Annotated in this window: 12 protein-coding genes and 2 rRNA genes; 11 read left to right on the forward strand and 3 right to left on the reverse strand. The window is 44.7% G+C overall.

Translation table 11 applies throughout. From position 1 onward, the window contains the following. The first annotated feature begins 9 nt into the window (after positions 1-9). The 5 genes from rpsI (at position 10) to NST15_RS00930 (ending at position 3,566) form a co-directional block, all read left to right on the forward strand. Positions 10-402, forward strand: a complete 393-nt coding sequence (rpsI, locus tag NST15_RS00910; protein WP_007496354.1) for a 30S ribosomal protein S9 — start codon at positions 10-12, stop codon at positions 400-402. Between the two features lie 176 nt (positions 403-578). After that, positions 579-1,103, forward strand: a complete 525-nt coding sequence (locus NST15_RS00915; RefSeq protein WP_058214435.1) for a GNAT family protein — start codon at positions 579-581, stop codon at positions 1,101-1,103. A 97-nt stretch (positions 1,104-1,200) separates the two neighbouring features. Then, the gene (locus tag NST15_RS00920; protein ID WP_058214434.1) at positions 1,201-1,947 is read left to right on the forward strand and encodes an amidohydrolase family protein; all 747 of its coding nucleotides are present in this window, start codon (positions 1,201-1,203) and stop codon (positions 1,945-1,947) included. 36 nt (positions 1,948-1,983) lie between these two features. Further along, complete coding sequence (locus NST15_RS00925) at positions 1,984-2,457, forward strand: GNAT family N-acetyltransferase (RefSeq protein WP_083495532.1); 474 nt, start codon at positions 1,984-1,986, stop codon at positions 2,455-2,457. Between the two features lie 194 nt (positions 2,458-2,651). Then, entirely contained in the window at positions 2,652-3,566 is a 915-nt protein-coding gene (locus NST15_RS00930) for a serine hydrolase (RefSeq protein ID WP_227820701.1), read from the forward strand. Between the two features lie 36 nt (positions 3,567-3,602). Here NST15_RS00930 and NST15_RS00935 read toward each other — a convergent pair whose 3' ends face one another. Beyond that, positions 3,603-4,172, reverse strand: coding sequence for a DUF4825 domain-containing protein (locus tag NST15_RS00935; RefSeq protein ID WP_058214433.1), 570 nt, complete (start codon positions 4,170-4,172; stop codon positions 3,603-3,605). A 145-nt stretch (positions 4,173-4,317) separates the two neighbouring features. Here NST15_RS00935 and NST15_RS00940 point away from each other — a divergent pair, with 145 nt between their 5' ends. The 3 genes from NST15_RS00940 to NST15_RS00950 all read left to right on the forward strand — a co-directional run bounded on the left by NST15_RS00940 (position 4,318) and on the right by NST15_RS00950 (position 6,695). Further along, the gene (locus NST15_RS00940; protein ID WP_058214432.1) at positions 4,318-4,761 is read left to right on the forward strand and encodes a YbaK family protein; all 444 of its coding nucleotides are present in this window, start codon (positions 4,318-4,320) and stop codon (positions 4,759-4,761) included. Positions 4,762-4,819: 58 nt separating this feature from the next. Then, the gene (gene cwlD / locus NST15_RS00945) at positions 4,820-5,533 is read left to right on the forward strand and encodes an N-acetylmuramoyl-L-alanine amidase CwlD (protein ID WP_017359175.1); all 714 of its coding nucleotides are present in this window, start codon (positions 4,820-4,822) and stop codon (positions 5,531-5,533) included. Positions 5,534-5,636: 103 nt separating this feature from the next. Next, on the forward strand, positions 5,637-6,695 hold the full coding sequence (locus NST15_RS00950; RefSeq protein ID WP_017366467.1) for an Mrp/NBP35 family ATP-binding protein: 1,059 nt from the start codon (positions 5,637-5,639) through the stop codon (positions 6,693-6,695). Between the two features lie 38 nt (positions 6,696-6,733). Here NST15_RS00950 and gerD read toward each other — a convergent pair whose 3' ends face one another. Then, on the reverse strand, positions 6,734-7,312 hold the full coding sequence (gene gerD, locus NST15_RS00955; RefSeq protein ID WP_017359176.1) for a spore germination lipoprotein GerD: 579 nt from the start codon (positions 7,310-7,312) through the stop codon (positions 6,734-6,736). Between the two features lie 90 nt (positions 7,313-7,402). On the opposite strand from gerD, the gene NST15_RS00960 reads away from it, so the two are divergent. After that, positions 7,403-8,005: a KinB-signaling pathway activation protein gene (locus NST15_RS00960; RefSeq protein ID WP_008345196.1), complete on the forward strand. Its 603-nt coding sequence runs from the start codon at positions 7,403-7,405 to the stop codon at positions 8,003-8,005. On the opposite strand, the gene pdaB is transcribed toward NST15_RS00960, so the two are convergent. Next, positions 7,998-8,762, reverse strand: coding sequence for a polysaccharide deacetylase family sporulation protein PdaB (gene pdaB / locus NST15_RS00965; protein WP_017366469.1), 765 nt, complete (start codon positions 8,760-8,762; stop codon positions 7,998-8,000). The two genes, NST15_RS00960 and pdaB, sit on opposite strands and share 8 nt — an antisense overlap. Positions 8,763-9,137: 375 nt before the next feature. Here pdaB and NST15_RS00970 point away from each other — a divergent pair. Continuing rightward, positions 9,138-10,686: ribosomal RNA gene (locus NST15_RS00970) — 16S ribosomal RNA — on the forward strand. Between the two features lie 181 nt (positions 10,687-10,867). Beyond that, a 23S ribosomal RNA gene (locus NST15_RS00975) occupies positions 10,868-13,798 on the forward strand. Together the 16S and 23S rRNA genes form the textbook arrangement of a ribosomal RNA operon. Positions 13,799-13,814 lie beyond the last annotated feature (16 nt).

Consider the following 13,814-nt stretch of genomic DNA (forward strand, 5'->3'; position numbering starts at 1 on the left):
GTTAACAATTTGGCACAGGTTCAATATTACGGTACAGGTCGTCGTAAAAGTTCTGTAGCGCGCGTTCGCTTAGTTCCAGGTGAAGGCCGTATCGTCGTTAATAATCGTGAAATTACTGAATACATTCCATTCGCTGCTTTAATCGAAGACGTGAAACAGCCTTTGAACATCACAGAAACAGCTAACAGCTACGATGTTCTTGTAAATGTTCACGGTGGTGGATTCTCTGGTCAAGCTGGAGCAATTCGTCACGGTATCTCTCGTGCTCTTCTAGAAGTAGATCCTGAGTACCGTACACCACTTAAACGTGCTGGACTTCTTACTCGTGACTCTCGTATGAAAGAGCGTAAGAAATACGGTCTTAAAGGCGCACGTCGCGCACCTCAGTTCTCAAAACGTTAATCAATTTTATATTGTATGGACGTTTTACAAAGGTTTGTACAGACAAACCCTATATGAAAAGCATCAGCATCCTGCTGGTGCTTTTTTATTTGTGTTATTTTCTGTCTGGAAACATATAAAATATGATCATAGTCAGGTTTTTGTTTAAAAAATGATGTTAAAGGAGGATGGCATTTATGAATCTAACAACAGAAAGATGTCTCATTCGACCGTTTAATGAGGATGATTGGCAGGATGTCTATGCATATACATCTGATCTAGCGGTGATGAAGTATATGCCAGAAGGTGTTTTTTCTAAAGAAGAGGCGCAGGAATTTGTCAAAAATAATCGTCTTAAGACGGCCAAGAATTTTGCTGTTCTATTAAAAGAAGATCATACATGCATCGGGCATATCGTGTTTCATCCTTACTTTGGTGAGCACACATATGAAATTGGCTGGGTCTTCAATTCTGCATATCAAAACAAAGGCTTTGCTTCTGAAGCGGCGTATGCTGTCCTACATTATGGTTTTCACACAATGAATTTACATCGAATCATTGCCACTTGTCAGCCTGAAAATGTGCCGTCATGGAGAGTGATGGAGAAAATGGGGATGAGGAGAGAGGGATATTTTAAACAGTGTATCCCACAAGAAAATGAGTGGTGGGATGAGTTTTACTATGCCATCTTACAAGAGGAATGGTTTGTAAAGAAGGATTAATAAGTTTTCATAATATGAAGTGATTCATCATCCCGAATATTCTCTGGCTTTTTTAATTGATATAATCAGGTCAAATAAGCAGAAGAGGGGCGCGCGCATGAGGATCTTTGATGCACATTTCCATATCATTGATTTTAATTTTCCCATTCGAGAAAACCAAGGGTATACACCGCCTAGTTATGTGGTGGATGATTATAAGAGAGAGACGGCTGATCTAGGGATTTTAGGTGGAGCCATCGTCTCAGGGTCATTTCAAGGCTTTGATCAAGGCTATTTGTTGAAAGCGCTAGATGAACTGGGTCCGGCTTTTTTCGGCGTGACTCAATTACCTTTTACGGCAACTGATGATGAAATTGTTCATTTGGATCAACATGGGGTGAAGGCTTTACGTTTTAATGTGAAGCGGGGCGGTTCGGAGGATATTTCGAAGCTCGATTATTTTGCGAGAAGGGTGTATGAGCTGGCTGGGTGGCATAGTGAGATTTACATAGACGCTAAGCATCTCCCTGACATCTCATCAACGCTTGAACAGCTGCCGGCCGTTTCCATTGATCATCTAGGCTTATCTGAAGAAGGTTTGCCGCATTTGCTCAAGCTGGTTGAAAAAGGGGTTCGAGTGAAAGCAACAGGTTTTGGACGCGTTGATTTAAACGTGGAACATGCGTTGACATCAATTTATCAAACGAATCCTGATGCACTGATGTTTGGTACAGACCTTCCATCTACAAGAGCGAAACGTCCATTTGAATACGGTGATATTGAATTGATTCAACATCTTTTTGATGAGGAAGCAGCGGATAAAATTTTATATGAAAACGCTGTTAATTGGTATTTTGGCGAATGAATAAAAGTTTCCATTCCATTATAGGGGGTGTGTTCATTGAATCTGAATCAATTGACATTTAGAGAAGCCGTCCAAGGAGACCTCGACAACATCGTTTTGATGCTTTCAGATGACAAATTAGGCCAAAAGAGAGAACGCTACACTCGTCCATTATTAGAAAGCTACCTCAATGCCTTTCATTCGATCGAAGCGGATCCCAATAATGAATTAATCGTCGCTTGTGATCGGGAAGAGGTAGTCGGTGTTCTCCAATTAACAATGATTCCATTTCTAACGTATCAAGGTGGATGGAGAGCTTCAATAGAAGGAGTTCGTACAGCCATGACTCATAGAGGAAGAGGAATTGGCACATTGTTGATCAAACGGGCTATTCAACGCGCAAGTGACCGCGGTTGTCATATGATTCAGCTGACAACAGACAAACAGAGGCCAGAAGCACGCCGTTTTTACGAAAAGTTGGGATTTGAAGCTACGCATGATGGGATGAAACTGCATCTTCTTCGTAAATAAACACACCAAGAAGCAAAGGTATTCACAACCCTTTGCTTTTTTGTGCCTTTGTTTCAAATTTTTGTTATATTGGAGGCGAGAATCTATAGTGGTTTGGAAAGGAGAAACATTTGAAGAAAACAAAAGAGGATCTTTTGACATTTGTCAGGAAAAACTAAAAGAACGTATCAGTAACAATTATTGAAAATGAAGATGTGGTATTAGAATGGAATGGTAATCAAAAAACACCACTTGCAAGTACGATGAAATTAATGGTTTTGTTTCATTTTGTTAAAGCTGTATCCAGCGGTGACATCAAGCTAAATGAAAAAGTGGCATTGTCTGATATAGAGCGGTTTTATATTGATAGAACCGATGGCGGTGCTCACACATACTGGCTGGAGGTCAACGATTTTTCTGAGCATGCAACTTTATTAGATGTTTCCAAAGGGATGATGCAATTTAGTTCGAATGCTTGTACTGATTATTTGATTGACTTGCTCGACCTAAAAAAGATCAATGATCAGATGAAACAAGCAGGTCTTACAGAACATGATAAACTCATGCCGCTGACACCCAAGGTGTTGTGGCCAGCCTATGTATCTGATCATGAGCAGGATGCATTAAAGCAAATAAGCGATGTAACTGATGAACAATACAAATCTCTGATGTTTGAGATTTTTCATATCATGAAGAATGACCCGGAGCATAAAAAGGCGTTAGAAGAAAAATTGATGAAAAAGAACTTGTTAAGCTTGCGTATTCAATCTTTACTGACGCAAAAGATGACAAGGTCTACAACGAATCAATATGCACATTTTATGAAACGTCTACAGGATGAGCTGTTAACAACAGAAGAAAAGCGTCTTTTTAGCCAAATTGTGCTGGGAGAAATATTGAAGACGGAAACAGATCAATATATTTGGTATAAAGGTGGATCGACGTTGTTTGTTGTCACTGCTGCTTTATATCGAAAAACGGATACATCAACTATATCGATTTCTCTATTCATCAATGACCTGAAAGCGGAGAATTCTCACTGGATGGGGGAAGTGTTCGATGAATTTATACTTACCGTAGTAGCAGATCAAAACTTTCGACAACGATTGATTCAAGCTTTTACTACATAATTATCAAAAAACAGAGGGTGACGCCCTCTGTTTTTATTATTTCTTGATGGGAAACGCTTTGTATACATCTTGACGTTTATCTTTTGACTTCACAACTCCATCAACCAGTTCCTTTTGCCAAAGCGCTGTATCGTCTTTGTACACTTTAAAAGAGTGAGGCAGCTTTTTTTCTAGCTGTTTTCTTTTAAACGTGACGGATGGCTCGTCTTTAGCGTTCATCTGGAGTGTCACTTGCTCCACGTTATCGATAAGAATAAAAAGTGCCAATGCATTATATAAGTAGTTTTTTTCAATCGTATCCTTCTTATCAAACCAAAATGAATCAAACTGTTCTTCTGTATCATTGGTATTTTCTTTCACGCCGTATGTCACTTTTAGCGCTTTTTCATCTACGATTTCATACTCGCGAATCACGTTACCTGGAAGATCTGATAAAATAGCGCCGACTGCTCCATTGTCTCCAATATAAGAATTTTTGTGTTTGGAAAGCTGTTTTAATGATATGTCTTCTATTTCTTTTATGTCGCTCTTTTGCTCGGTTGCTTGACTGTTGCAACCAGACAAGACGACTGTTAGTAGCAATAGGATATACATCCATTTCTTCATGAATTTTGCCCCTTTTCTATTCTTTCTATATATATGTTCATTTTATCACAATTTTCCAATCCGTTAGCTCATTGATTTCCATTTACTGAACTGCATGTTTTGTTCAAACCAACGAACAATACAAAGAAAAAAAGGAGTTCAGTCCATGGCAGAAGTTCTTTCATTTTATCAATTGAAAACAAAACGAGATGTCACGCTTGAAAAGAAGCTGTTGCGTACATTGTCTCTTCAACAGGTGACGGTCGCTTCAGAGAAATTCACGAAGAAGCTGTTCCCATTTGCAGATGATCCAGCTGGGATTATGAGTGATGGCTGTATTGATTTCGCCATTGAGGCTTTTTTAGCAGGTGGGAGATATGGTGAGTCTAGTAAGTATGGTGAATCATTCGATGATATAAAAAAGCGGTCAGTTCATGAAGAAGATGAACTGGTTGAGGAGCTAGCAGGGTGTTTGCAATCGTGGGGGAATATGTTCCAAATGGAGCGTAAGATGTCGTGTCTGTATCCATTTGCGAAGGAATTTTTAAGTAAGTGGTGGCAGGAAGGCTTTCGGGAATCAGAAAAAAGGCATAAGCTTCGCCTGCACTAAGCATATTTCCAGCCCTTGTCCCATATCTATAAAATAATGGTGTATGGGAGGGACAGGGATGAAAAGAAAGCTGAAATGGACAGGGTTTTTAATCGGGTTTATTGTCCTCTTATTCTTATTCAGATTTCAGTTTCTAAATGATGATTCGTGGAAATCGTGGAACTTGCCTTTGAGCGGCAAGATCATCTATTTAGATCCGGGTCACGGCGGTCCAGATGGCGGTGCTGTTGGCGGCGAGCTGCTCGAAAAAGAGATTGCACTGGATGTGTCCATGAAGATAAGAGACTATTTGCAGGAGCAGGGAGCGCTTGTTCTCATGACCCGGGAGGATGACTCTGATTTATCATCAAAGAATACAAAGGGTTATGCCCGAAAGAAAGCGGAGGATTTGAGAAACCGTGTGAAAGTCATCAATGAGTCTGAAGCGGATCTCTATTTAAGCATACATTTAAATGCGATCCCATCGAACAAATGGAGCGGGGCCCAGACGTTTTTTTACGGAAAGTATGAAGAGAATGAAAAAGCAGCGAAGTTCATTCAAGATGAATTGCGCAACAACCTTGAAAACACAGATCGCAAGGCGAAGCGAATCAATGGGATTTATTTAATGCAAAATGTCACGAAGCCAGGAGCGCTTGTCGAAATAGGATTTTTATCGAATCCAAAAGAGGCTGGTCAGCTGGCGACTCCTAAATATCAGGATCAAATTGCTGCTTCAATTTATAAAGGCATTCTCAGATATTTAACAGAGCAAAAAGAGCCGCCTGAATAAGGGGCTTTTTCCTGTTTATCGCAGGCAAAGAGGACAGACATTGTAAGGATATGTATGATATACTTGGATTGTAAACGAATTCAATAAAGGGTGAGGTTCTGCTATGATCGGACAAGATGATGTGAGAAAACTAGTTGGGAAGATGGACGAACCTTTCCTTCATATACCGCTTGGTGAGCTGGATGCCATCAAGGAAATCAGCCTAAAGCCTGAAAAAGAACATGTGAGCTTAAAAGTGGCGATTGCCAAGACAGGCACTGCTGAGCAGATGAAGCTGCAGCAAGACATCGTACAAGCTTTAAAAGCAGCGGGCGCGAACACTGTAGGACTTCGTTTTGAAGAACTGCCTCAAGAAACGCTTGAAAAGTTTATGCCGTCCCAGGATGAGGAAGAAAATTTGCTCAACTCTAAAAATCCGCCTGTGTTCTTAGCGATTGCGAGTGGAAAAGGCGGAGTTGGGAAATCAACTGTTTCCGTTAACCTGGCTGTGGCACTGGCTCGTCTAGGGAAAAAAGTGGGACTGATCGATGCTGATATTTACGGCTTTAGCGTACCGGATATGATGGGAATCACCGTCAGACCGACAGTTAAAGGGGAAAAGATTATTCCTGTGGAACGCTTTGGCGTCAAAGTGATTTCAATGGGCTTTTTTGTTGAAGAAAACGCACCGGTCATTTGGAGAGGACCGATGCTTGGTAAAATGCTAAATAACTTCTTCCACGAAGTAGAGTGGGGAGAATTAGATTACTTACTATTAGACCTTCCGCCTGGAACAGGTGATGTGGCACTTGATATTCATACGATGCTTCCGAGCTGTAAAGAAATCATTGTGACGACACCGCATCCAACAGCGGCTTTCGTTGCTGCTAGAGCAGGCGCAATGGCACTGCAAACAGATCACGAGGTGCTAGGGGTCGTTGAGAATATGAGTTACTATGAAAGCAAAAAAACAGGTGAGAAGGAATATGTCTTTGGAAAAGGCGGCGGGGACAAGCTGGCGGAGGAGCTGCGTGTATCAGTTCTTGGTCAAATCCCTTTAAGACAGCCTGATTGGAATGAGGACGATTTTGCACCTTCCGTCTATGATGAGAGTCATCCGACAGGGGAAGTGTATCAACACATTGCTAATAAAGTCATTGAACAATTAGCAGTGAAAGCATAATGAAAGCCCGAGTGGACCTTGTGCCACTCGGGTGATGTTTAACTGCCGTTTCCTTGTGAACCGGAATCATTGCTGCTTTCAGAGACTGCTTTTTTTAGCTCATCTTCGAATTTCTTCTTATAGAGAGGGCTGCTTAATGTTTCTGTAATAACTTTCTCTAAGTGCTTTCTGAACTCTTTGCTTTTGACCAGTTCACCGTATTTCTTTTCCATTTCAGGATCCTTGAGAATATCCATCATCATCTGTTGATAGTCAGGGTCCTTCATCAATTGTTTTAACATCTTTTCATGCTGTTGCTGCATGGATTTTGCGAAAGTCTCGGCAAATTTAGAATCCTCAAAGACCTTCTTCCAGAACTCTTTGCCTTTATCAGAAGTCAGTGTTTTCTCTATTGTTTTTTTCACAGTTTGTTCATCCATTACCAAAGCTTCATTCATTGCCTCGTCATTTAATAACTGTTGAATGGCCTTTTTACCGTCATCTGTTTTCAAAATATCGACGACCATTTTTTTCGTTTCGTCATAGTCCATATTAGATGAGGATTGGGTTTTGGGAGCACAAGCTGTTAGAGATAAAAGAAGAAAACAGCTCATTATACGCAAGATGCCTTTTGACATACTATGGCTCCTTTCGTTACATGTCTTACTTTTAATATGAATGTTTCACGTGAATTTATACATAACAAAAATAGGGGTTGGGTCAATTCAATGAAAAGTCGGGATTTAGTTCGTTTTTTCTTCTCTGTGCTGGCTGTTGGAGCGGTCATTACAAGCGTGGTAGGTTTTGCGCTGGAGTGGGGGAAATATCAGAAGCTGTTTGTATCGTTTGAGATTTTAGAGATTGCGTCTGTGTTATTCTGGTTTATTGGTGTGGGGATGATCTTTAGTGTAATCAGTCAGATGGGGTTTGTTGTCTTTTTGACGGTGCACCGGTTTGCGCTGGAGATTTTCAGGTCGCATTCTTTATGGAATACCATTCAGTTATTTCTTGTGATTTTCGTGCTGTTTGATTTGGCTTATCTGCGGTTTTTGTTTTTCGGGGAGAATGAATCATTTCTTCCATACTTGTGGCTGCCTGTTTTTATCGGTGTGTTTGCATTGATCGTGTCTTATTTTAAACAGCAGCAGTCCTCTAAGAAAACATTTATTTCTGCAATGTTTCTCATGGTCGTCATCACGTCGTTAGAATGGTTTCCGGCGCTTAGAGTCAATGAAGAGGACTGGCTATATTTAATGCTATTTCCGCTATTAGGTTGTAATGCGTTTCAGTTATTAGCTATGCCGCGGTTTTCAAAAGCAAAAGCTACTTAACCTCAGTTGACTTTGTTTTTGTATTAGAGATAAGCTCGCCAACCGTGACGTTTCTTAAATTTTTATCTTTTAAGTGTTTTAAAATAGCTGGTAAGGCTTGAGCGGTTTGGGTGGCTGAATCTGAGGCGTGAAGGAGAATGATGTCTCCGCTTTTCATTCGATCATTTACATTATGAACAATCTGGTCGACGCCCGGGTTCAGCCAATCTTGAGAATTGATGCTGTAATGGACAACGGTATAGCCATACTGTGTTGCAATTTTCAATACCGTTTCATTAAATTGCCCAGTTGGCGGTCTTAATAATTGAATGTCTTCCAGTCCAAGCTTTTGGAATGTATTTTGTGCACGGACAAGATCACGCTTAATTTCGTTTTCTTCCAGCTGGCTATAATTTTTATATGCATAGCCAAGGCTGCCAATTTGATGGCCGTCCTCTTTAATCCTTTTCACAATATCAGGGTGACGCTCAGCCCAAGAAGCAGACAGAAAGAAAGTGGCGTTCTTTATATCGTACTCTCGGAGGACATTTAAAATAGGAACAGCCTTCTCGTCTCCCCAGCCAATATTAAACGTAAGGGATGCATGTTTTGATGAGGTCTCTCCTTTATAAATCGCTCGGGGTCCTTGTTCTGTTTTAAATACCGACAGCGGCGGTGCCTTTTGTACATAAAAAAAGGTTGCAGCTGCAAGGGCTGCTACAAGAATAATGACTACTTGCTTCAGCCGTTTAATAGGCAACACATATAATCGACTCAATTCAAACACTCCTGCCTTGTCCAAGATTGTTACTTGATTGTATGCAGGACAAGGGTTTGACATGCACGATAAAACTATTTTAAAAAAAGTTCTGAAAAGGCGTTGACCAACAGAATGTTTTCGTGATATATTATTAATCGTCGCTGACACACAGTGACAAACACAAACGCTTCGGGAAATAAACTTGAAAAAAGTTGTTGACATAAGATGAAGCGAAATGTTATATTATTAAAGCCGCTAAGAACGGCGAAGATGATCTTTGAAAACTAAACAAGACAAAACGTACCTGTTAATTCGAGTTTTTATAAAAAAATCCTATGATACATCATAGGTAGTCAGTCAAACTGGCGAAAAGCAAAACTTCGGTTTTGTACTTTTTCGGAGAGTTTGATCCTGGCTCAGGACGAACGCTGGCGGCGTGCCTAATACATGCAAGTCGAGCGGACAGAAGGGAGCTTGCTCCCGGATGTTAGCGGCGGACGGGTGAGTAACACGTGGGTAACCTGCCTGTAAGACTGGGATAACTCCGGGAAACCGGAGCTAATACCGGATAGTTCCTTGAACCGCATGGTTCAAGGATGAAAGACGGTTTCGGCTGTCACTTACAGATGGACCCGCGGCGCATTAGCTAGTTGGTGAGGTAACGGCTCACCAAGGCGACGATGCGTAGCCGACCTGAGAGGGTGATCGGCCACACTGGGACTGAGACACGGCCCAGACTCCTACGGGAGGCAGCAGTAGGGAATCTTCCGCAATGGACGAAAGTCTGACGGAGCAACGCCGCGTGAGTGATGAAGGTTTTCGGATCGTAAAGCTCTGTTGTTAGGGAAGAACAAGTGCAAGAGTAACTGCTTGCACCTTGACGGTACCTAACCAGAAAGCCACGGCTAACTACGTGCCAGCAGCCGCGGTAATACGTAGGTGGCAAGCGTTGTCCGGAATTATTGGGCGTAAAGGGCTCGCAGGCGGTTTCTTAAGTCTGATGTGAAAGCCCCCGGCTCAACCGGGGAGGGTCATTGGAAACTGGGAAACTTGAGTGCAGAAGAGGAGAGTGGAATTCCACGTGTAGCGGTGAAATGCGTAGAGATGTGGAGGAACACCAGTGGCGAAGGCGACTCTCTGGTCTGTAACTGACGCTGAGGAGCGAAAGCGTGGGGAGCGAACAGGATTAGATACCCTGGTAGTCCACGCCGTAAACGATGAGTGCTAAGTGTTAGGGGGTTTCCGCCCCTTAGTGCTGCAGCTAACGCATTAAGCACTCCGCCTGGGGAGTACGGTCGCAAGACTGAAACTCAAAGGAATTGACGGGGGCCCGCACAAGCGGTGGAGCATGTGGTTTAATTCGAAGCAACGCGAAGAACCTTACCAGGTCTTGACATCCTCTGACAACCCTAGAGATAGGGCTTTCCCTTCGGGGACAGAGTGACAGGTGGTGCATGGTTGTCGTCAGCTCGTGTCGTGAGATGTTGGGTTAAGTCCCGCAACGAGCGCAACCCTTGATCTTAGTTGCCAGCATTCAGTTGGGCACTCTAAGGTGACTGCCGGTGACAAACCGGAGGAAGGTGGGGATGACGTCAAATCATCATGCCCCTTATGACCTGGGCTACACACGTGCTACAATGGACAGAACAAAGGGCTGCGAGACCGCAAGGTTTAGCCAATCCCACAAATCTGTTCTCAGTTCGGATCGCAGTCTGCAACTCGACTGCGTGAAGCTGGAATCGCTAGTAATCGCGGATCAGCATGCCGCGGTGAATACGTTCCCGGGCCTTGTACACACCGCCCGTCACACCACGAGAGTTTGCAACACCCGAAGTCGGTGAGGTAACCTTTATGGAGCCAGCCGCCGAAGGTGGGGCAGATGATTGGGGTGAAGTCGTAACAAGGTAGCCGTATCGGAAGGTGCGGCTGGATCACCTCCTTTCTAAGGATATATGGAGCAGCGTGCGTTTTCGTCTTGTTTAGTTTTGAAGGATCATTCCTTCAAACATGTCTCTAGCGAGACAGGATTGTTCTTTGAAAACTAGATAACAATAAGTAATACATTCACATTGAATGCAATGCAAAGTTCATCACACATAGTGATTCTTTCTAAAGTAAGAAATGGTTAAGTTAGAAAGGGCGCACGGTGGATGCCTTGGCACTAGGAGCCGATGAAGGACGGGACGAACACCGATATGCTTCGGGGAGCTGTAAGCAAGCTTTGATCCGGAGATTTCCGAATGGGGAAACCCACTGCTCGTAATGGAGTAGTATCCATACTTGAATACATAGAGTATGAGAAGGCATACCCGGGGAACTGAAACATCTAAGTACCCGGAGGAAGAGAAAGCAAATGCGATTCCCTGAGTAGCGGCGAGCGAAACGGGAACAGCCCAAACCAAGAGGCTTGCCTCTTGGGGTTGTAGGACACTCTATACGGAGTTACAAAGGAACGATATAAGCGAAGAGGTCTGGAAAGGCCCGCCAAAGAAGGTAACAGCCCTGTAACTGAAATGTTGTTCTCTCCAGAGTGGATCCTGAGTACGGCGGAACACGTGAAATTCCGTCGGAATCCGGGAGGACCATCTCCCAAGGCTAAATACTCCCTAGTGACCGATAGTGAACCAGTACCGTGAGGGAAAGGTGAAAAGCACCCCGGAAGGGGAGTGAAATAGATCCTGAAACCGTGTGCCTACAAGTAGTCAGAGCCCGTTAACGGGTGATGGCGTGCCTTTTGTAGAATGAACCGGCGAGTTACGATCCCGTGCAAGGTTAAGCAGAAGATGCGGAGCCGCAGCGAAAGCGAGTCTGAATAGGGCGCATGAGTACGTGGTCGTAGACCCGAAACCAGGTGATCTACCCATGTCCAGGGTGAAGTTCAGGTAACACTGAATGGAGGCCCGAACCCACGCACGTTGAAAAGTGCGGGGATGAGGTGTGGGTAGGGGTGAAATGCCAATCGAACCTGGAGATAGCTGGTTCTCTCCGAAATAGCTTTAGGGCTAGCCTCAAGGTAAGAGTCTCGGAGGTAGAGCACTGATTGGACTAGGGGCCCCTACCGGGTTACCGAATTCAGTCAAACTCCGAATGCCGATGACTTATCCTTGGGAGTCAGACTGCGAGTGATAAGATCCGTAGTCGAAAGGGAAACAGCCCAGACCGCCAGCTAAGGTCCCAAAGTATACGTTAAGTGGAAAAGGATGTGGAGTTGCTTAGACAACCAGGATGTTGGCTTAGAAGCAGCCACCATTTAAAGAGTGCGTAATAGCTCACTGGTCGAGTGACTCTGCGCCGAAAATGTACCGGGGCTAAACGTATCACCGAAGCTGCGGACTGTTCTTACGAACAGTGGTAGGAGAGCGTTCTAAGTGCAGTGAAGTCAGACCGGAAGGACTGGTGGAGCGCTTAGAAGTGAGAATGCCGGTATGAGTAGCGAAAGACGGGTGAGAATCCCGTCCACCGAATGCCTAAGGTTTCCTGAGGAAGGCTCGTCCGCTCAGGGTTAGTCGGGACCTAAGCCGAGGCCGAAAGGCGTAGGCGATGGACAACAGGTTGATATTCCTGTACCACCTCCTCACCATTTGAGCAATGGGGGGACGCAGGAGGATAGGGTAAGCGCGGTATTGGATATCCGCGTCCAAGCAGTTAGGCTGGGAAATAGGCAAATCCGTTTCCCGTGAAGGCTGAGCTGTGATGGCGAGCGAAATTTAGTAGCGAAGTTCCTGATTCCACACTGCCAAGAAAAGCCTCTAGCGAGGTGAGAGGTGCCCGTACCGCAAACCGACACAGGTAGGCGAGGAGAGAATCCTAAGGTGATCGAGAGAACTCTCGTTAAGGAACTCGGCAAAATGACCCCGTAACTTCGGGAGAAGGGGTGCTTCTTAGGGTGTTAAAGCCCCGAGAAGCCGCAGTGAATAGGCCCAGGCGACTGTTTAGCAAAAACACAGGTCTCTGCGAAGCCGTAAGGCGAAGTATAGGGGCTGACGCCTGCCCGGTGCTGGAAGGTTAAGAGGAGCGCTTAGCGTAAGCGAAGGTGCGAATTGAAGCCCCAGTAAACGGCGGCCGTAACTATAACGGTCCTAAGGTAGCGAAATTCCTTGTCGGGTAAGTTCCGACCCGCACGAAAGGCGCAACGATCTGGGCACTGTCTCAACGAGAGACTCGGTGAAATTATAGTACCTGTGAAGATGCAGGTTACCCGCGACAGGACGGAAAGACCCCGTGGAGCTTTACTGCAGCCTGATATTGAATGTTGGTACAGCTTGTACAGGATAGGTAGGAGCCTTGGAAACCGGAGCGCTAGCTTCGGTGGAGGCATCGGTGGGATACTACCCTGGCTGTATTGACCTTCTAACCCGCTGCCCTTATCGGGCAGGGAGACAGTGTCAGGTGGGCAGTTTGACTGGGGCGGTCGCCTCCTAAAATGTAACGGAGGCGCCCAAAGGTTCCCTCAGAATGGTTGGAAATCATTCGCAGAGTGTAAAGGCACAAGGGAGCTTGACTGCGAGACCTACAAGTCGAGCAGGGACGAAAGTCGGGCTTAGTGATCCGGTGGTTCCGCATGGAAGGGCCATCGCTCAACGGATAAAAGCTACCCCGGGGATAACAGGCTTATCTCCCCCAAGAGTCCACATCGACGGGGAGGTTTGGCACCTCGATGTCGGCTCATCGCATCCTGGGGCTGTAGTCGGTCCCAAGGGTTGGGCTGTTCGCCCATTAAAGCGGTACGCGAGCTGGGTTCAGAACGTCGTGAGACAGTTCGGTCCCTATCCGTCGCGGGCGCAGGAAATTTGAGAGGAGCTGTCCTTAGTACGAGAGGACCGGGATGGACGCACCGCTGGTGTACCAGTTGTTCTGCCAAGGGCATCGCTGGGTAGCTATGTGCGGACGGGATAAGTGCTGAAAGCATCTAAGCATGAAGCCCCCCTCAAGATGAGATTTCCCATTCCGCAAGGAAGTAAGATCCCTGAAAGATGATCAGGTTGATAGGTCTGAGGTGGAAGCGTGGTGACACGTGGAGCTGACAGATACTAATAGATCGAGGACTTAACCTATATTCTAATGTGAAAA

Source organism: Bacillus sp. FSL R5-0820 (genome assembly GCF_038593385.1).
Taxonomy (GTDB): domain Bacteria; phylum Bacillota; class Bacilli; order Bacillales; family Bacillaceae; genus Bacillus; species Bacillus altitudinis.